This is a genomic window from Herbaspirillum sp. C7C2, assembly GCF_022627865.1.
GTDB classification, from domain to species: domain Bacteria; phylum Pseudomonadota; class Gammaproteobacteria; order Burkholderiales; family Burkholderiaceae_D; genus Herbaspirillum; species Herbaspirillum frisingense.
This window is the reverse complement of the sequence record NZ_JABXGI010000006.1, coordinates 133,430-150,357: the sequence shown is the minus strand read 5'-3', so window position 1 is coordinate 150,357 and position 16,928 is coordinate 133,430. Positions and strand designations below refer to the sequence as shown.

The window sequence follows — 16,928 nt, the reverse complement described above, 5'->3', positions numbered from 1 at the left end:
AAATTTCCTGTCTGTCGAAATACGATAGCAGAATTGGCACCGAAATTGCATCAATAACGAAACAGGAGACGCGCATATCACCCCATTCCTTGAGGTGGATGCGACTTTACAGATGAATGCATCGGAGTGCCCGCCGGCCGACAAGCCCGCCAGCCGCGCAGCGCCCGAACTTTGCGACAGGGAGCTTGCAATGTCATTTCTCACGCTGACCAATGTCAGTAAGTTCTACGGCGATACCCAGGCGGTATCGGGCTTCAACCTGACGGTGGAGAAGGGGGAATTCATTTCCCTGCTGGGACCCTCCGGTTGCGGCAAGACCACCACCCTGCAGATGATTGCGGGCTTCGAGAACGTCAGCGGCGGCCGCATCGAACTCGATGGCCGCGACATCACCCATGCCAAGCCCAATACCCGTGGCCTGGGCATCGTGTTCCAGACCTATGCGCTGTTCCCGCACATGACGGTGGAGCAGAACGTGGCCTTCGGCCTAGAGATGCGCAAGTGCGCGCCCGCCGAGAAGCGCGACCGCGTGGCGCAGGCCCTGGCCCTGGTGCACCTGGAAAAGCATGGCGCCCGTTATCCGCGAGAACTGTCAGGCGGCCAGCGTCAGCGCGTGGCCCTGGCGCGCGCGCTGGTGATTGCACCGCCCGTGCTGCTGCTGGACGAACCCCTGTCCAACCTGGATGCCAAGCTGCGCGAGGAAATGCAATTCGAGCTGCGCGACATCCAGCGCAAGGTCGGTACCACCACCATCATGGTGACCCACGACCAGAGCGAGGCCATGTCCATCAGTGATCGCGTGGTGGTGATGGAGGCCGGGCATATCACCCAGGTGGGCCGTCCGATCAATGTGTATGAACATCCGGCCAATCGCTTCATCTCCACCTTCGTGGGCAAGGCCAACCTGCTGGAAGGCCAGGTAGTGGGCGCTGCCGGCGAGCGCGCTGACATCGCCGTGGGCGGCATGATGCTCAGCCTGGAGAGCAACGACAGTGGCCTGCGCGGCGGCGGTCGCGTGGTGCTGGGCCTGCGTCCGGAAAAGATCCGCTGTACCGAGCCCGGCCAGGGCCGCTGCAATGGCGAGGTGGTACGCCGCTTCTTCCTGGGCAGCCAGTGGATGTACGAGGTGCAGACGCCGCTGGGACTGTTGTCCGTGCTGGCCCCCAACGATGGCGCGGAGGCGCTGGAGCAGGGTGCGACGCTGGGCCTGGTCTGGAGTGACTTCAACCTGCGCCTGGTCTCCACCGCCCGTAGCGACGAACGGGTGCCGGCATGAGTGCGGCCGGTACCTCGCCGGCGGTGGCACCCGTCGTGACGGCACCGCAAGGCGGCAAGGCCCCCGGCCAGCGCAGCCTGCCCTGGCTGATGTCGGCCCCGGCCATCCTGCTGTGCACGGTGATGCTGCTGATCCCGCTGCTGCTGACCTTCGTGCTGTCCTTCAATGCCTATGACGCCGAGACCGGTCCCAAGGCCGGGACGTTCACGCTGGAGCATTACCAAGCGGTGCTCACCGATCCCTACTACTACGCCATCTTCTGGCGCACGCTGTGGATCTCGGGCCTGGTCACGCTGATCTGCATCGTGCTGGGCGCGCCGGAAGCCTACATCCTCAATCGCATGCGCAAGCCCTGGCGTTCCGTCATGCTGCTGGTGGTGCTGGCACCGCTGATGATTTCGGTGGTGGTGCGGGCCTTCGGCTGGAGCATGCTGCTGGGGCCGGAAGGCCTGATCAACAGCCTGCTGATGGCGCTGGGTTTCAATCGCGTCAAGCTGCTCTATACCGAGACGGCCATCGTCATCGCCCTGGTGCATGTGATGCTGCCCTTCATGGTGATTCCGGTATGGACCTCGCTGCAAAAGCTCGATGGTGGTGTGGCCAATGCCGCGCTGTCGCTGGGCGCCTCGCCCATGACCGTGCTGCGCCGTATCGTGCTGCCGCAGATCATGCCGGGCATCCTCTCGGGCAGCCTGATCGTCTTCGGCCTGTCGGCCAGCTCCTTTGCCATTCCGGGTCTCTTGGGCGGACGTCGCCTGAAGATGATGGCCACCATCATCTACGACGAATACCTGCACGAACTGAACTGGCCCCTGGGCGCGGCCATCGCACTGCTGCTGCTGGTGGCCAACCTGGTCATCATGCTGGGCTGGAATCGCATGATCGAACGTCGCTACAAGAAAGCGCTGGGCTGAACCATGAACAAGAACGGACCGATTGCATTGCTGTTCAATGCGCTGGTGATCCTCTTCACGCTGGCGCCGATCCTGGTGGTGTGCGTGATCGCCTTCACCCCGGAAAACACCCTCACCATGAACGGGCCGGAATTCTCGCTGCGCTGGTTCAAGGCGGTATTCGAATTCCCCGATTTCGTCAGCTCCTTCTGGAACAGCCTGTGGCTGGCGCTGGCGGCGGCCACCATCTCCACCGTGCTGGCCATTCCGGCAGCCATGGCGCTGGTGCGCTATCCGCATCGCTGGTCGGGCGCCTTGCAGGGCCTGTTCCTGTCGCCGCTGATCATTCCCCACCTGGTGCTGGGCGTGGCCTTGCTGCGCCTGTTCTCGGTGGTGGGCGGCGCCGGCAGTTTCGGCTGGCTGGTGCTGGCGCACTCGCTGGTGGTGACGCCCTACACCATGCGCCTGATCATGGCCGCGCTGATCGGTTTCGACCGCAGTGCCGAACAGGCTGCGCTGTCGCTGGGGGCAAGCCGCTCCACGGTGTTCCTGCGCATCACGTTGCCGATGATCCTGCCGGGCATCACCGGTGGCTGGCTGCTGGCCTTCATCAACAGCTTCGATGAAGTCACCATGTCCATCTTCGTGACCTCGCCTTCGACGGTGACGCTGCCAGTGCGCATGTACATGTACGCCACCGAATCCATCGATCCGATGATGGCGGCGGTGTCGGCCCTGATGGTGGCCATCACGGCGGTGGCGATGATCATCTTGGATCGTGTCTACGGCCTGGACCGCGTACTGGTGGGGCGCACATGAGCGATTTCGCTTCTCCCCGGGGTGCCCAGCTGGTACGGCTGGCCGAGCAGGATCGCGCCACTGTCAGCTTCACCCTCGATGGTCGCGCCGTCACCGCGCTGGAAGGCGATACCGTGCTGACCGCCGTGCTGACCTGCGCCGGCAGCCTGCGCCGCAATGAATTCAGCGGCCAGCCTCGCGCCGGCTTCTGCATGATGGGCGCCTGCCAGGATTGCTGGATCGCCACCGACAGCGGTGAACGCCTGCGTGCCTGCTCCACCTTCATCCGCGCCGGCATGCAATTGCGCAGCGGCCAGGGGGAGGGCGCATGAGCCGACTTCCTCCCGTGATCGTCGGCGCCGGACCGGCCGGCGTGCGTGCGGCGCAGACACTGCTGGCCCATGGCCTGCGGCCGGTGCTGATCGACGAGGCGGCCCAGGCGGGCGGCCAGATCTATCGTCAGCCGCCCAGCGGGTTCCGGCGCAGCCGCAAGACGCTCTATGGTTTCGAGGCCGGGCGCGCGCAGTCGGTGCATGCCGCCTTCCATGCCTTGCGCGAGGCCATCGATTATCGTCCGCAGACCCTGGTGTGGAATGCCCAGCCCGGCCTGCTCGACCTGATGGATGGCCAGGCCCAGTCCGCGGCCACCCTGGCCTGGGAAGACATCATCGTCGCCACCGGCGCCACCGACCGCGTCCTGCCCTTCCCGGGCTGGACCACGCCGGGCGTCTATACGCTGGGTGGCGCGCAGGTTGCGCTCAAGTTCCAGGGATGCGCCATCGGTCGCTCGGTGGTGTTGGCCGGCAATGGTCCGCTGCTGTATCTGGTGGCCTATCAATATGCCAAGGCCGGTGCCCATGTGGCCGCCGTGCTCGACAGCAGCAGCCTGGCCGACCGCATCGCGGCGCTGCCGGCCATGTTGGGCCAGCCGGCCTTGCTGGCCAAGGGCATCTATTATCTGGCCTGGCTGAGGCTGCATGGCGTGTCCGTTCACACCCATGCCGAAGTGCTGCGGGTGGAGGGCGAGTCGCGCGTGCAGAGCGTGGTCTGGCGTCGTCACCAGCCTGCCCGCGCCGGCACCAGGGCAGGTGCCGAGCGGCGCATCGATTGTGATGCCGTCGGCTTCGGTTATGCCCTGCGCTCCGAAACGCAACTGGCCGACCTGCTGGGTTGCCGCTTCCGTTTCGACCCGCTGCAGCGGGCGCATCTGCCGGTGCGCGATCGCACTACCCGCAGCAGCGTGCCGGGCGTATATCTGGCCGGAGACGGCGCCGGCATCATGGGTGCGGACGCTGCCGAACTGGCCGGTGAGCGTGCCGCGCTGGCGCTGTTGCAGGATCGCGGCATTACCGTCGATGGCGCCCGGGTGGCGCAGATCGAGGCCACGCTCGCGCAGATCGGCGCCTTCCGCCTCGGTCTGGAGCGGGCCTTTCCCTTTCCGGAGTACTGGGCAGCCAACGCCCCCGATGATCTGGTGATCTGCCGCTGCGAAAACATCCGCGCCGGAGAGTTGCGCGCAGCCGTACGAGAAAAAGGCGCAGCTGAAATGAATCGCCTGAAGGCCCTGACCCGCGTGGGCATGGGGCGCTGTCAGGGACGCATGTGCGGTGCCGCAGCAGCGGAGATCCTGGCCCATGCGGCTGCGATACCGGTGGCCGAGGTCGGTCGCCTGCGCGGTCAGGCGCCGATCAAGCCCATTCCCATGGGCATGCATGTGCCGACGACTGCGTTGCCGTCAGCGCAGGTCATTGCCCTGCATGCCGGGGAGGATGCATCGTGAACACCGTTTCCACTGAAGTGCTCATCATCGGCGGCGGCATCGTCGGCGCATCGGCTGCGCTGGTGCTGGCCAAGGCCGGCCGTCGCGTGACGGTGCTGGAGCGCGATCTCTGTGGTTCGCGTTCCAGTGGCGTGAACTACGGCGGCGTGCGTCGCCAGGGTCGGCCCGAGGTGCAGCTGCCGCTGTCGCAGCGTGCGCACCAGATCTGGGGCGAGCTGGAGTCGCTCATCGGCACCACCGGCGAATATGAACGCAGTGGCCACTTCAAGCTGGCCCGTAGCGCAGCCGACATGCAGGCCCTGGAAGCCTACGCCGAACTGAGCCGGCCTTATGGGCTGGGCATCGAACTGATCAGCGGCGAGCGCCTGCGTGAGCAATGCCCCTGGCTGGGCGGCGCGGCGGTCGGCGGCTCCTTGTGTCCGGAAGACGGCCAGGCCAATCCGCGTCTGGTATCGCCGGCCTTTGCCCGCGCTGCGCAGGCGGCCGGGGCGCGCATCATCGAGGGCTGCGAAGTATTGCAGGTGGGCCATGACGGCCAGAGTTTCGTGGCTGAAGCACGGCATGGCGAAGCGCCTTTGCAGTTGCGCGCCGAGGTCTTGATCAACTGCGCCGGCGCCTGGGCCAACCGGGTGGCGCAAGCCTTCGGTGAGGCCGCGCCCTTGACCAGCGGTCATCCCAGCATGGTGGTGACCGAGCCCATCCCGCATTTCCTGCCCTGGAGCCTGGGCGTGGAAGGGGGATCGATCTACTGCCGCCAGGTGGCCCGTGGCAACGTGGTGCTGGGCGGTGGTCGCGGCTACGTGCTGGATGAACAGCGCGCCCGCGCCTCGCACGATTCCATCCTCGGCCTGCTGCCGCAAGCGGCGGCCTTGCTGCCGGCGCTGCGGCATGTCCACATCATCCGCACCTGGAGCGGAGTGGAAGGCTACCTGCCGGACCACCACCCGGTGATCGGCCCCAGCAGCACGCAGCCGGGCCTGCTGCATGGCTTCGGCTTCTGCGGCGCCGGTTTCCAGATCGGCCCGGCCGCCGGCGAGGCGCTGGCCGAGCTGGTGCTGCATGGCCGCAGCAATATCGACCTGGATGCATTCTCGATTGCCCGTTTTACGCCGAGGCCTGCCGTCTCCACGGTCTCCGTGGTCGGCACCGATGGCACAGATACCTCCGACCTGCTGTCCTCCCACCCTGAAAGGAAGATCTCATGATGTCGCTTTCCCGTCCCGGCGCGCTGGCCGCCGCCCTTGGCATGACCTTGCTGGCCTGTGGGGGTGCCCAGGCACAGACCCGCACGCTCTACATCGGCATGAACGGCGGCAACATGGAAAAGACCTTCACGCAAGCGGTCTTTGGCCCCTTTGAACAGAAGCACAACGTCAAGATCGCTGTGGTGCCGGGTGGTTCCGCCGATATCCTGGCCAAGGCCCAGGCCGCCAAGGACAAGCCGCAGATGCACCTGATGTTTCTCGATGATGGTGTGATGTACCGGGCCGTCGGCATGGGCCTGTGCGAGAAACAGAAGCCCAATGCCAACCTGGCCAACCTGCTGCCGGTGGCGCACATCAAGGACGACATGGCCACCGGCGTGACCATCAGCGTCACTGGCCTGGCCTACAACACCAAGGTCTATGCAGAGAAGGGCTGGGCGCCGCCGACCTCCTGGCTGGATCTGGCCGATCCCAAACTGAAGGGGCGGGTGGTGTTCCAGTCGCTGCCTTCCTCGACCTTCGGCCTGCATGCCTTCCTTGCCTTCAACCAGCTCAAGGGCGGCACCGATGCCAACGTCGATCCCGGCTTCAAGGCCTGGCCATCGACCATCGGCCCCAATGTGCTGGAGTACATCTCCAACTCGGCCAAGATCTCCGAGATGGCGCAGACCGGGGAAGCCGCCTTGTTCCCCTACACCCCGACCCAATCCACCATCCTCAAGAGCAAGGGCGTGCCGGTGGAATATGTGCAGCCCAAGGAAGGCGCCATCGTGCTGATGGTGGCGCAATGCGTGATCGCCAACAACACCGAGCCGCAACTGGCCCAGGAACTGGCGGCCTACCTCCTCTCGCCGCAGGCGCAGGCCCTGGCGCTGGAAAACGGCAACTACAACCCGACCAATACCAAGGTCCAGGTCAGCGGCCCGGCAGCGACCGAACAGGCCCGCATGAATGGCTTCGTGAAGGCGGCGCGGGCAGTGGACTGGGACGAGATCAACAAGAACCGTGCCGTCTGGAATACCCGCTGGAGCCGCACCATCGAACGATGATTCGCCGTGCAGGCGAGGTCGGCGGGTGATCTGTTCCTATGGCGCAGCCGGATCATCTGGCCGATTGCGGCCAATGACAGAACCTCTGGCAGTCTTTGGCGCCACCCTTCGCGGTGGCGCTTTTTTTCTGTGCCGGTACCGCAGCTTATCTGCCGGATGGAACAATCGTTCTCGATTCTGCTGTGGCGTAGATGAGCGTGGCGTACGGGGCGCATTGGCCTTCAAGGCAAAATGCGCGTATAATGAGGGGATCGCTCAAGAAAAGAGCGGAAATCCTGATCTCCACGCGCCTTGCCGCAGTCCGATCCCTGCAATCCGCGTGATCCGCATCTTCATCCGCTTCCCCGAGTAAAGAACCAACGCTATCGGTCTCACCGCAAGCGCGTTCGCCTGTCCTCCGACCTTAACGCTCCCGGCCGCCTGTTTGCGTGGCCAGTCGTCAAAGCCAGAGATTGCAAATCCCCGAGCCCTTCCTCGCTGGAGGTCGCGCGCTCATGCACAAGAAAGAGAAAATGGCAAAAGAAGAACTGATTGAAATGCAAGGACAAGTTTCCGAAGTCCTCCCTGATTCGCGCTTCCGTGTCGCGCTGGACAACGGCCACTCGCTGATCGCCTATACGGCTGGTCGCATGAAAAAGAACTTCATCAAGATTCTGGCCGGTGACAAGGTCACCCTGGAACTGTCGCCCTACGACCTGAACAAGGGCCGCATCATCTTCCGTCACCTGGAGCAGCGCGGCCCCACCGGCCCCCGTCCGGGCTTCCGTCGCCGCTGATCGCCTGGATATGCCACCACGCCATCCGGCGTGACTGGCGAGCACGCGCTCATGGATCGGTTTTGCGAAAGAAAAAGAATATGCATCTTCCGGTCGAACATCTGGAGCAGTACAAGGGTTTCCGCGTGTCGCTGAGATGCAGTGGACGGCATGGCCAGTGGGAAGTGAGTGCGGTGCACATTGTCGACATCAGTGGCCTGGCGCCTGCCTTGTTTCCCCGTCGTCATCTCCCTGGACGTTCCGACAGCGCTGCGCTCGCCATAGTGCGCGGCATGGCCTGGGCCAGGGCGGTCATCGACAATCTTGACCCCGCACTGGATCGCCTGATGCCGTCGTGATGAAGTATTGTGGAGGTGGAGGTGTGATGCGAGGAGGTGGGTAGCGATACTGCGATCTGCCGAGCGCACAAACAAAAACAGCAAGTCGTTTGACTCGCTGTTTTTGCATGGGAATTCCTGGTCGGGGTGAGAGGATTCGAACCTCCGGCCTCTACGTCCCGAACGTAGCGCTCTACCAGGCTAAGCTACACCCCGTCGAGTGAGATCTAATGTTAGTGATTTCGATCTACTGCGAAAGCCGATAATTCTAACAGGGATTTTTTGAATTGGCTATCGGGAAGTGAAATAATCGCGTCTGCCGCGCGTCGGGCGGCGATCTCTGCCTGTTCACGCGTATAGGCCAGGGCGCCCGAATGGGTGATGGCCGAGAGCACTTCGTCGAAGTGCTGTTCGTCACCGTTCTCGATGCAGGTACGGACCAGGTCGCGCTGCTGCGGCGTGCCGTGCTGCATGAGCCAGATCAGCGGCAGGGTGGGCTTGCCTTCGCGCAGGTCGTCGCCGACGTTCTTGCCGATCTCGGCGCTGTTGCCCGAATAATCCAGCACGTCGTCGATCAGCTGGAAGGCGGTGCCGATGGAGCGGCCATATTCGCCCGCAGCTTCGATTCCGGCTTCGTCGGCACCTGCGATCAGGGCGCCGATCTGGCTGGCAGCCTCGAACAGCTTGGCCGTCTTGGAGCGGATCACCTGCAGGTAGCCGTTTTCGTCCACGTCGGGATTGTGCATGTTGAGCAACTGCAGGACTTCGCCCTCGGCGATGACGTTGGTGGCGTCGGCCACGATCTCCATCACGCGCGGATTGCCCACCGCCACCATCATCTGGAAGGCGCGCGAGTAGAGGAAGTCACCCACCAGCACCGAGGCGGCATTGCCGAACATGGCGTTGGCGGTCTGCTTGCCGCGGCGCAACGAGGATTCGTCGACGACGTCGTCATGCAGCAGGGTCGCGGTGTGGATGAACTCGATCACCGCGGCCAGCGTGTGGTGATGCTCGCCCTTGTAGCCGAAGGCATTGGCGATGAGCACCACCAGCACCGGGCGCAGGCGCTTGCCGCCGGCGCTGATGATGTATTCGGCGACCTGGTTGACCAGCGGCACCTCCGAATACAGCTGCCGACGGATGACTGCATTGACCGCCTCCATGTCGGAGAGGATCGGTTGCATGATGGTTTGTTGCGAAGCGTTTTGTACGGCGGCAGACAAGGCGGAACCTGTGGAAAATGGTTATTCCCGGGATTATACGACGACAAGGCGGGCGCACGCCAAAGACCATGTTCGCCCGCGCGGCAGATGCGCATTGTCCGCAGGGAAACACCGGCGCTTGTGGTCCTCTCTCTGGGGGAAGGGTTGTGGTCATTGTCCTGACGGAAACTCTGTTGTTCATCAGCCCGCCAAAGTGTCAAGTCTTTTGACCCTGCAGCTAAGTGCATGTATAATTTGGGGTTTTCCTGTTTCGCCAAGGGGTTTTGTGTCCCGGGCGCGTCAGGGGAAAATCGTTCTTATTCATTCATTCGTGAGGTTTCACATGTACGCGGTCATAAAAACCGGCGGCAAACAATACAAAGTTGCTGCTGGCGAAAAACTCAAAGTAGAACAGATACCGGCTGACATTGGCTCCGAAATCACTTTGGATCAAGTGCTCGCAGTGGGCGCAGGCGAAACCGTGAAGTTCGGTGCGCCGCTGGTCGCAGGTGCTACGGTGCTGGCTACTGTGGTAGCACAAGGTCGCCATGACAAGGTCCGCATCTTCAAGATGCGTCGTCGCAAGCACTACCAAAAGCGTCAAGGCCATCGTCAGAACTACACCGAACTGCAAATCGTCTCGATCAACGCCTAAGCGTTGAACTGGTCGAACTGCTCATCCAAAGTCATCAAGGAGTTTTAAATGGCACACAAAAAAGGCGGCGGCACTACGCGCAACGGCCGTGACTCAGAATCGAAACGCCTGGGCGTCAAGGTTTACGGCGGCCAAGTGATCAACGCTGGCGGCATCATCGTCCGTCAACGCGGCACCCGCGTCCACGCTGGCGAAAACGTCGGCGTCGGCAAGGACCACACCCTGTTCGCCCTGAAGGACGGCAAGGTCAAGTTCGTTGTCAAGGGCCTGCAACAGCGTCAATACGCAACCGTCGTTACGGCGTAAGCGTTCCTGTCATCCGGGTTCGCCCGGAAACCAGGCATAAAAAAGGCTCTGCCGATGGTGGAGCCTTTTTGGTTTTTTGAAGAGCCGTCAACAAAGCGCCGAGCCTTGTCTCCTCTCGGGGATGCCGGGGTTGGTCAGGCTGAAGATCCACCCGTTGCTGTGGCAAGGGTGCATCGACGCATCGACGTTTTGTTAGCGGCTCCCACGAGGCGTCAATATCATGAAATTCATCGACGAAGCACGCATTGAAGTCGTGGCGGGGGATGGCGGCAACGGTGTCGCCAGCTTCTGCCGCGAGAAATTCCGCCCCTTCGGCGGTCCCGACGGCGGCGACGGCGGCAAGGGCGGCACCATCTGGGCCGTGGCTGATCGCAACGTCAATACCCTGATCGACTACCGCTACGCCAAGCTGCATCGCGCTGGTCGTGGCGAAAATGGTCGCGGTTCCGATTGCTACGGCAAGGGCGCCGACGACGTCTATCTGCGCATGCCGGTAGGCACCCTGATCGTGGACATCAACACCGGCGAGCACATCGCCGACCTGACCTTCCACGGCCAGACCGTGATGCTGGCCAAGGGTGGCGAGGGCGGCTGGGGCAACATCCACTTCAAGACTTCCACCAACCGCGCTCCGCGTCAAAAGACCGAGGGCAAGGAAGGCGAACGCCGCGAACTGCGCCTGGAGCTGAAGGTGCTGGCCGACGTCGGTCTGCTGGGCATGCCCAATGCAGGCAAGTCGACCTTCATCACGGCCGTCTCCAACGCCCGTCCGAAGATCGCCGACTATCCTTTCACGACGCTGCATCCCAACCTGGGTGTGGTGCGCGTGAGCCACGAAAAGAGCTTCGTCATCGCCGACATCCCTGGCCTGATCGAGGGTGCGGCTGACGGTGCTGGCCTGGGGGTGCAGTTCCTGCGCCACCTGCAGCGCACCGGTCTGCTGCTGCACATCGTCGATCTGGCGCCCTTCAACGAGGAAGTCGATCCGGTCAAGGAAGCCAAGGCCATCGTCAAGGAACTGAAGAAGTACGACCAGTCCTTGTTCGACAAGCCGCGCTGGCTGGTCCTGAACAAGCTGGACGTGGTGCCCGAGGCCGAGCGCGCCAAGCGCGTGAAGGATTTCGTCAAGCGCTTCGGCTGGAAGGGCCCCGTGTTCGAGATCTCGGCCCTGAACCGTGACGGTTGCGAAGACCTGATCAACGAGATCTACAGTTACCTCGAAACCAAGCGCGCCGAGGAGCACCGCTCCGAAGAGACGCAGATGACCGAGGAAGCACGCGCCATCTCCAGCATCGATCCGGACGATCCGCGCTTCAAGGTCCTGGACTGATTCCGTCGCTGCGTGGCCTCTAGCGGGGCTGCGCAGCGGGGGCGGTTCGGGCTATCATCTCTGCCTGTCGGAATTTCCGACTCCCCCCAGAAGAATCAGAATCCGGAACACTATGCAATCGGTCATTCAAAGCGCCAAGCGGCTCATCATCAAGGTCGGTTCCTCGCTGGTCACCAATGATGGCAAGGGCCTTGACGCCAACGCCATCGCCCGCTGGGCCGAGCAGATCGCGCAATTGCGCGCACTCGGCAAGGAAGTGGTGCTGGTCAGCTCCGGTGCGGTCGCCGAGGGCATGCAGCGCCTGGGCTTCGACAAGCGTCCCACCGGCATCCATCATCTGCAGGCCTGCGCCGCAGTGGGCCAGATGGGCCTGGCGCAGATCTACGAAACCAGCTTCCGCAAGCACGACCTGCACACCGCACAGGTGTTGCTGACCCATGCTGACCTGGCGGATCGCGAGCGCTATCTCAATGCCCGTTCCACCCTGTTTGCCTTGCTGCAACTGGGCGTGGTGCCGGTCATCAATGAAAACGACACGGTGGTCACCGATGAAATCAAGTTCGGTGACAACGATACCCTGGGCGCCCTGGTCGCCAACCTGATCGAAGCCGATGCGCTGGTCATCCTCACCGACCAGCCCGGTCTCTTTACCGCCGATCCCCGCAAGGACCCCAAGGCCACGCTCATTGCCGAGGCACGTGCTGGCGACCCGTCGCTGGAGCTGATCGCCGGCGGCACCGGGACCGGCATCGGTCGCGGCGGCATGCTGACCAAGATCCTGGCGGCCAAGCGCGCGGCCACCTCCGGCGCGCATACGGTCATCGCCTGGGGCCGTGAAGACCAGGTCCTGACCCGTCTGGCAGCCGGTGAAGCCATCGGTACCCAGCTCAACGCCGAGACTGCACAACTGACGGCGCGCAAGCAGTGGATGGCCGATCACCTCAAGACCGCCGGGCGCGTGGTATTGGATGCCGGCGCAGTGCAGAAGCTGAGCCTGGAAGGCAAGTCGCTGCTGCCCATCGGCGTGGTGGAAGTGGCCGGGGAATTCGGCCGCGGTGATGTCATCACCTGCGTTGATGAAGCCGGACGCGCCATTGCGCGTGGCATGAGCAACTACAACAGCTCGGACGCGCGTCGCATCATTCGTCATCCGTCTTCCGAAATCCAGGCCATCCTGGGCTTCGTGGAAGAGCCTGAACTGGTGCACCGGGATAACCTGGTCCTGCTCTGAGGGGCGGATTGCTTGGTGGGCAGGATATAAACGATATAAATCCTGTAAAAGATATGAAAAAACGCGGCTTGGCCGCGTTTTTTCTTTGTTGCTGCTGCTTGTGCCGTCGCAATCAACGACGCACCGGGTCAATACGGGTCTGGGTCTTGAGACGATTGACGATGCTCTTGAGGTTTTCGTTGTCGGCGATCATCTTGCCGTCGCAGAAATAATCCCGGAACAGGGCGCCATCGATACGATTGGCGCCGATATCACGGATCGGCTGCCATTTGTCGCGACGCGAGCGCGACCATTTGCCGTCGGGGTGGCCGAAGGCATAGGTCTTCTTCTCCCAGGTTTCGCAGCGCATGCCTTCGTACATCACGTTCACGGCACCGCCTTCGGTCTTGGTCAGCACCGTATAGCGCACCACCTTGTCAGTGCCGATGGAGACCGAGTTGAGGTCCACATACGCCTTCATGGTGGCGTTCGGGCTGAGGTAGAACTCGGCCAGGTTCTGCTGTTGCGGTGTGGGCGGCAGCTGTACGGCGATCTCCTGCCAGGGCTTTTCCTCGTCGTCGAATTCCTCGTCGAAGCTCTGTGCCAGGGCGCCGGCGCAGACGGCCAGCAGCGAGCAGGCCAGTACCGCCTGGCGCAGGCCACGCAGGGTGATCGGAGGGCGTTGTGGTGCGTTCTGCAGGGAAGAGGGCATGGGGCTCACTTGGATTCGGGCGTGGAGGCGCCGTTGAGGGGCTGGGCCTGCGTGGCCGGGCCGATTTTCTTGTGGGGAGGCAGGGGACGGCCGGGCGGCTCGCCACGTCGCACGGCATGGCCGGCGCGATTCAGGAAGCGCGACAATTCCTGCAGCGCCTGCTGATAGACCTCGCGCTTGAACTCGATGACCACGTCCAGCGGCACCCAGTAGTCATGCCAGCGCCAGGCATCGAATTCGGGATGCGAGGTGCCGCGCAGGTTGACGTCGCAATCGCGCCCGACCATACGCAGCAGGAACCAGATCTGCTTCTGGCCGCGATAATGGCCGCGCACTTCGCGCTTGATGAAATGGTCGGGGACTTCGTAGCGCAGCCAGTCACGGGTGCGACCGATGATCTTGACGTGCTCGGCCCGCAGGCCGATTTCCTCTTCCAGTTCCCTAAACATCGCCTGTTCGGGGGTCTCGCCGTGCTTGATGCCGCCTTGCGGGAATTGCCAGGAGTGCTCGCGTACGCGCTTGCCCCACCACACCTCGTTATTGGCGTTGAGCAGGATGATGCCGACGTTCGGGCGGAAGCCTTCTCGATCCAGCATGGTGATCCTCAAACTTTCTGCGGCTGGAAGTGCCTTTCGGGCAGGCTCATGCGACTGCGGGCGCACCGATGGAAATCGGTGCGCCAGGCGGGTCAGGAGCAATCACATCGATGCACGGATGTCATTGAAACTAGGAGCAAATCTGCAAAGAAAGGGCGCATCAGCCAGCTAATCCTTTAAAATTAGAACGATTATAACCCTCCTCTTTTTAAAAAGAACCGACCGTCATGCGCGCCTCACGTTTTTTTATTTCCACCCTGAAAGAAGCCCCTTCCGACGCTGAAATCGTCAGCCACAAGCTGATGATGCGGGCCGGGATGATCAAGCGTCTGGGTGCCGGCATCTATACCTACATGCCGATGGGGTTGCGCGTGATCCGCAAGGTCGAAGCCATCGTGCGCGAGGAAATGAACCGTGCCGGCGCCGTCGAGCTGTTGATGCCGGTGGTGCAGCCGGCCGAGCTGTGGCAGGAGACCGGGCGCTGGAACAAGATGGGCGCCGAGCTCATGCGCGTGAAGGATCGCCATGGTCGCGACTTCGCCATCCAGCCGACCTCCGAGGAAGTGGTCACCGACGTGGCGCGCTCCGAGCTGCGCAGCTACAAGCAGCTGCCGGTGAACTTCTATCACATCCAGACCAAGTTCCGCGACGAGCGTCGCCCGCGCTTCGGTCTGATGCGCGGGCGCGAATTCACGATGAAGGATGCCTATTCCTTCGACCGCGACATCGACGGCCTGAAGAAGTCCTACCAGGCCATGTATGACGCCTACGTGCGCATCTTCACCCGTTTCGGACTGCAGTTCCGCGCGGTGGCGGCCGACAACGGTGCCATCGGCGGTTCCGGCTCGCATGAGTTCCACGTGATCGCCGCCACCGGCGAAGACGCACTGGTCTATTGCCCCACCTCCGACTACGCCGCCAACATGGAAGCGGCCGAAGCCCTGCCGGTGGACAGCGCCCGTGGCGCCGCTACCCAGGCGCTGGAAAAGACCGCCACGCCAGGCAAGTCCAAGTGCGAGGCGGTGGCCGAGTTGCTGGGCCTGCCGCTGGCGCGCACCGTCAAGTCCATCGTCCTGGCCGTGGACAACGATGATCCGGCCAAGAAGGAAATCTGGCTGCTGCTGCTGCGTGGCGACCACGAGCTCAACGAAGTGAAGGCCAGCAAAATCCCCGGTCTGGCCACCTATCGTTTCGCCAACGAAGCCGAGATCGTCGAATGGTTCGGCACGCCCCCGGGCTACCTGGGCCCGATCGGTACCAAGAAGCCGGTCAAGGTTGTGGCCGACCGTACCGTCGCCAACATGGCCGACTTCGTCTGCGGCGCCAACGAGGCTGATTTCCACTACACCGGCGCCAACTGGGGCCGTGACTTGCCCGAACCGGTGGTGGCCGATATCCGCAACGTGGTCGAAGGCGACGCCTCGCCGGATGGCCAGGGTGTGCTGGCGATCCAGCGCGGCATCGAAGTGGGCCACGTGTTCCAGCTCGGCACCACCTATTCCGAGGCGATGAAGGCGACCTATCTGGATGAGGCCGGCAAGCCGCAACCGCTGGTGATGGGTTGCTACGGCATCGGCGTGACCCGCATCCTGGGCGCGGCCATCGAACAGAATTTCGACGAGCGTGGCATCATCTGGCCGACTTCGATTGCACCGTTCGAGGTCGTGCTCTGCCCGATGGGTTATGACCGCAGCGAAGCCGTCAAGACCGAGATCGACAAGCTGTATGCGCAATTGACCGAGGCAGGCGTGGATGTGGTGCTGGATGACCGTGGCGAACGCCCCGGCGCGATGTTCGCCGACTGGGAACTGATCGGCGTGCCACATCGTATCGTCGTCGGTGATCGTGGCCTCAAGGATGGCAACATCGAATACCAGGGCCGTCGCGACAGCGAAGCCACCCAGGTCCCGCTGGCTGAGGCGCTGGCCTTCATCCAGGGCAAGCTGGCAGCTTGAGCCACCCTGGTGCTGCGGTGACGCAGCAATGAAAAAGGCGGACGCCACGGCGTCCGCCTTTGTTTTGGTCGCAGCTGGAGCAGCTACGCCGTCTTACTTCGCCGGAACGATGGTCACCGTTTCGCGTAGGATCCCGCCGTCGGCAACGCTGCCTTCGGTACGCCCCTGGCCATTGACGCGCTTTTCGCAATCGATGCGATCGGACTGCGGCAGGCCTTCGCAGCGGCGCAGCGCGTTTTCCTTCAGCTGGGTCGCGCCCGGATCAGTCAGCGTGCCGCGCGCGGCCGCCTGTTGCGCGGCGCCTGCTTCACGCAGGCAGGTCGCACGGTCTTCGGTGGAGCTACCGTTCTTGCAGGCAGCGATCTGTTGCTGGTACTCCGTATTGCCCGCCTTGCCGGCAGCCAATACATGCGAGGCACCGCCCAGGGCGGCCAGGCCGATCACGAGCGCGCTGGCCGAGCGCAGGACCTGGTGACGCAGGCTGTGGGTGTGGTTTGGCATGGTCATTTCCTTTCTCTTGGTAATGAGCTTCCAAGCTCATCAGTGGATGGCATATTGATAGACCCGGCGTTGCTTGTTCAGTTCTGCGGGATGGGAGGTGAGAGTGAGCAAGAGGTCAGCAAGAGGTCAGCAAGAGGTCCTTGCCACGCGCACCAGTGCAGAACATGCATCCTATGGGATCGCTACGGCGACTGCCATCAGAAAAGCCCGCCTACGGGCGTCGGAAAAGCGGAAGCGTTGAGGTTGTCCGAAGAGGATCGCTGTCTGTCAAGCCTGCCTGCGACCGCGCTGCGTGGAAGCGGCCCCGTCGGAAACACCCAGAAACAAAAACGCCCGCATGGTTTCTGCGGGCGTTTTTGTTTGCAAG

The 16,928-nt window shown here is 63.0% G+C and carries 18 protein-coding genes and 1 tRNA gene; 14 read left to right on the top strand and 5 right to left on the bottom strand.

Annotated features, from left to right (window positions below):
• Positions 1-190: 190 nt before the first annotated feature.
• The 9 genes from HWE04_RS11610 to HWE04_RS11570 all read left to right on the top strand — a co-directional run bounded on the left by HWE04_RS11610 (position 191) and on the right by HWE04_RS11570 (position 8,115).
• Entirely contained in the window at positions 191-1,276 is a 1,086-nt protein-coding gene (locus HWE04_RS11610) for an ABC transporter ATP-binding protein (protein WP_006713198.1), read from the top strand.
• Positions 1,273-2,190, top strand: a complete 918-nt coding sequence (locus tag HWE04_RS11605) for an ABC transporter permease (RefSeq protein ID WP_446719226.1) — start codon at positions 1,273-1,275, stop codon at positions 2,188-2,190. Before HWE04_RS11610 ends, HWE04_RS11605 begins: the two co-directional genes overlap by 4 nt.
• Positions 2,191-2,193: 3 nt before the next feature.
• On the top strand, positions 2,194-2,988 hold the full coding sequence (locus HWE04_RS11600) for an ABC transporter permease (RefSeq protein WP_006713200.1): 795 nt from the start codon (positions 2,194-2,196) through the stop codon (positions 2,986-2,988).
• Positions 2,985-3,299 carry a (2Fe-2S)-binding protein gene (locus HWE04_RS11595; RefSeq protein WP_241812498.1) on the top strand — a complete coding sequence of 105 codons (315 nt, stop codon included), beginning with the start codon at positions 2,985-2,987 and terminating at the stop codon, positions 3,297-3,299. Before HWE04_RS11600 ends, HWE04_RS11595 begins: the two co-directional genes overlap by 4 nt.
• The gene (locus tag HWE04_RS11590; protein WP_241812497.1) at positions 3,296-4,747 is read left to right on the top strand and encodes an FAD/NAD(P)-dependent oxidoreductase; all 1,452 of its coding nucleotides are present in this window, start codon (positions 3,296-3,298) and stop codon (positions 4,745-4,747) included. The genes HWE04_RS11595 and HWE04_RS11590 overlap by 4 nt, the downstream gene beginning before the upstream one ends.
• Positions 4,744-5,952 carry an NAD(P)/FAD-dependent oxidoreductase gene (locus HWE04_RS11585; protein ID WP_241812496.1) on the top strand — a complete coding sequence of 403 codons (1,209 nt, stop codon included), beginning with the start codon at positions 4,744-4,746 and terminating at the stop codon, positions 5,950-5,952. Before HWE04_RS11590 ends, HWE04_RS11585 begins: the two co-directional genes overlap by 4 nt.
• Positions 5,949-7,001: an ABC transporter substrate-binding protein gene (locus HWE04_RS11580; RefSeq protein ID WP_241812495.1), complete on the top strand. Its 1,053-nt coding sequence runs from the start codon at positions 5,949-5,951 to the stop codon at positions 6,999-7,001. The genes HWE04_RS11585 and HWE04_RS11580 overlap by 4 nt, the downstream gene beginning before the upstream one ends.
• Before the next feature lie 512 nt (positions 7,002-7,513).
• The gene (gene infA / locus HWE04_RS11575) at positions 7,514-7,777 is read left to right on the top strand and encodes a translation initiation factor IF-1 (RefSeq protein WP_102663301.1); all 264 of its coding nucleotides are present in this window, start codon (positions 7,514-7,516) and stop codon (positions 7,775-7,777) included.
• 80 nt (positions 7,778-7,857) lie between these two features.
• The gene (locus HWE04_RS11570) at positions 7,858-8,115 is read left to right on the top strand and encodes a hypothetical protein (RefSeq protein WP_241812494.1); all 258 of its coding nucleotides are present in this window, start codon (positions 7,858-7,860) and stop codon (positions 8,113-8,115) included.
• Positions 8,116-8,233: 118 nt separating this feature from the next.
• Here HWE04_RS11570 and HWE04_RS11565 read toward each other — a convergent pair.
• Both HWE04_RS11565 and ispB read right to left on the bottom strand, forming a co-directional pair.
• Positions 8,234-8,310: transfer RNA gene (locus HWE04_RS11565), tRNA-Pro, on the bottom strand.
• A gap of 17 nt (positions 8,311-8,327) precedes the next feature.
• Positions 8,328-9,278, bottom strand: coding sequence for an octaprenyl diphosphate synthase (ispB, locus tag HWE04_RS11560; RefSeq protein ID WP_306460531.1), 951 nt, complete (start codon positions 9,276-9,278; stop codon positions 8,328-8,330).
• Between the two features lie 361 nt (positions 9,279-9,639).
• On the opposite strand from ispB, the gene rplU reads away from it, so the two are divergent.
• From rplU to proB, 4 genes are all read left to right on the top strand, one after another.
• Complete coding sequence (gene rplU / locus HWE04_RS11555) at positions 9,640-9,951, top strand: 50S ribosomal protein L21 (RefSeq protein WP_006713215.1); 312 nt, start codon at positions 9,640-9,642, stop codon at positions 9,949-9,951.
• A gap of 48 nt (positions 9,952-9,999) precedes the next feature.
• Positions 10,000-10,257, top strand: a complete 258-nt coding sequence (gene rpmA, locus HWE04_RS11550; RefSeq protein ID WP_006713216.1) for a 50S ribosomal protein L27 — start codon at positions 10,000-10,002, stop codon at positions 10,255-10,257.
• Between the two features lie 220 nt (positions 10,258-10,477).
• On the top strand, positions 10,478-11,587 hold the full coding sequence (gene cgtA, locus HWE04_RS11545; RefSeq protein ID WP_006713217.1) for an Obg family GTPase CgtA: 1,110 nt from the start codon (positions 10,478-10,480) through the stop codon (positions 11,585-11,587).
• Between the two features lie 112 nt (positions 11,588-11,699).
• Positions 11,700-12,818 carry a glutamate 5-kinase gene (gene proB, locus HWE04_RS11540; protein WP_077235783.1) on the top strand — a complete coding sequence of 373 codons (1,119 nt, stop codon included), beginning with the start codon at positions 11,700-11,702 and terminating at the stop codon, positions 12,816-12,818.
• 112 nt (positions 12,819-12,930) lie between these two features.
• On the opposite strand, the gene HWE04_RS11535 is transcribed toward proB, so the two are convergent.
• Complete coding sequence (locus HWE04_RS11535; RefSeq protein WP_006713219.1) at positions 12,931-13,509, bottom strand: CNP1-like family protein; 579 nt, start codon at positions 13,507-13,509, stop codon at positions 12,931-12,933.
• A 5-nt stretch (positions 13,510-13,514) separates the two neighbouring features.
• Positions 13,515-14,105 carry an RNA pyrophosphohydrolase gene (locus HWE04_RS11530; RefSeq protein ID WP_241812493.1) on the bottom strand — a complete coding sequence of 197 codons (591 nt, stop codon included), beginning with the start codon at positions 14,103-14,105 and terminating at the stop codon, positions 13,515-13,517.
• Positions 14,106-14,332: 227 nt separating this feature from the next.
• On the opposite strand from HWE04_RS11530, the gene HWE04_RS11525 reads away from it, so the two are divergent.
• Positions 14,333-16,060, top strand: a complete 1,728-nt coding sequence (locus tag HWE04_RS11525; protein WP_006713221.1) for a proline--tRNA ligase — start codon at positions 14,333-14,335, stop codon at positions 16,058-16,060.
• Positions 16,061-16,153: 93 nt separating this feature from the next.
• Here HWE04_RS11525 and HWE04_RS11520 read toward each other — a convergent pair whose 3' ends face one another.
• Entirely contained in the window at positions 16,154-16,561 is a 408-nt protein-coding gene (locus HWE04_RS11520; protein ID WP_241812492.1) for a hypothetical protein, read from the bottom strand.
• Between the last annotated feature and the right edge of the window lie 367 nt (positions 16,562-16,928).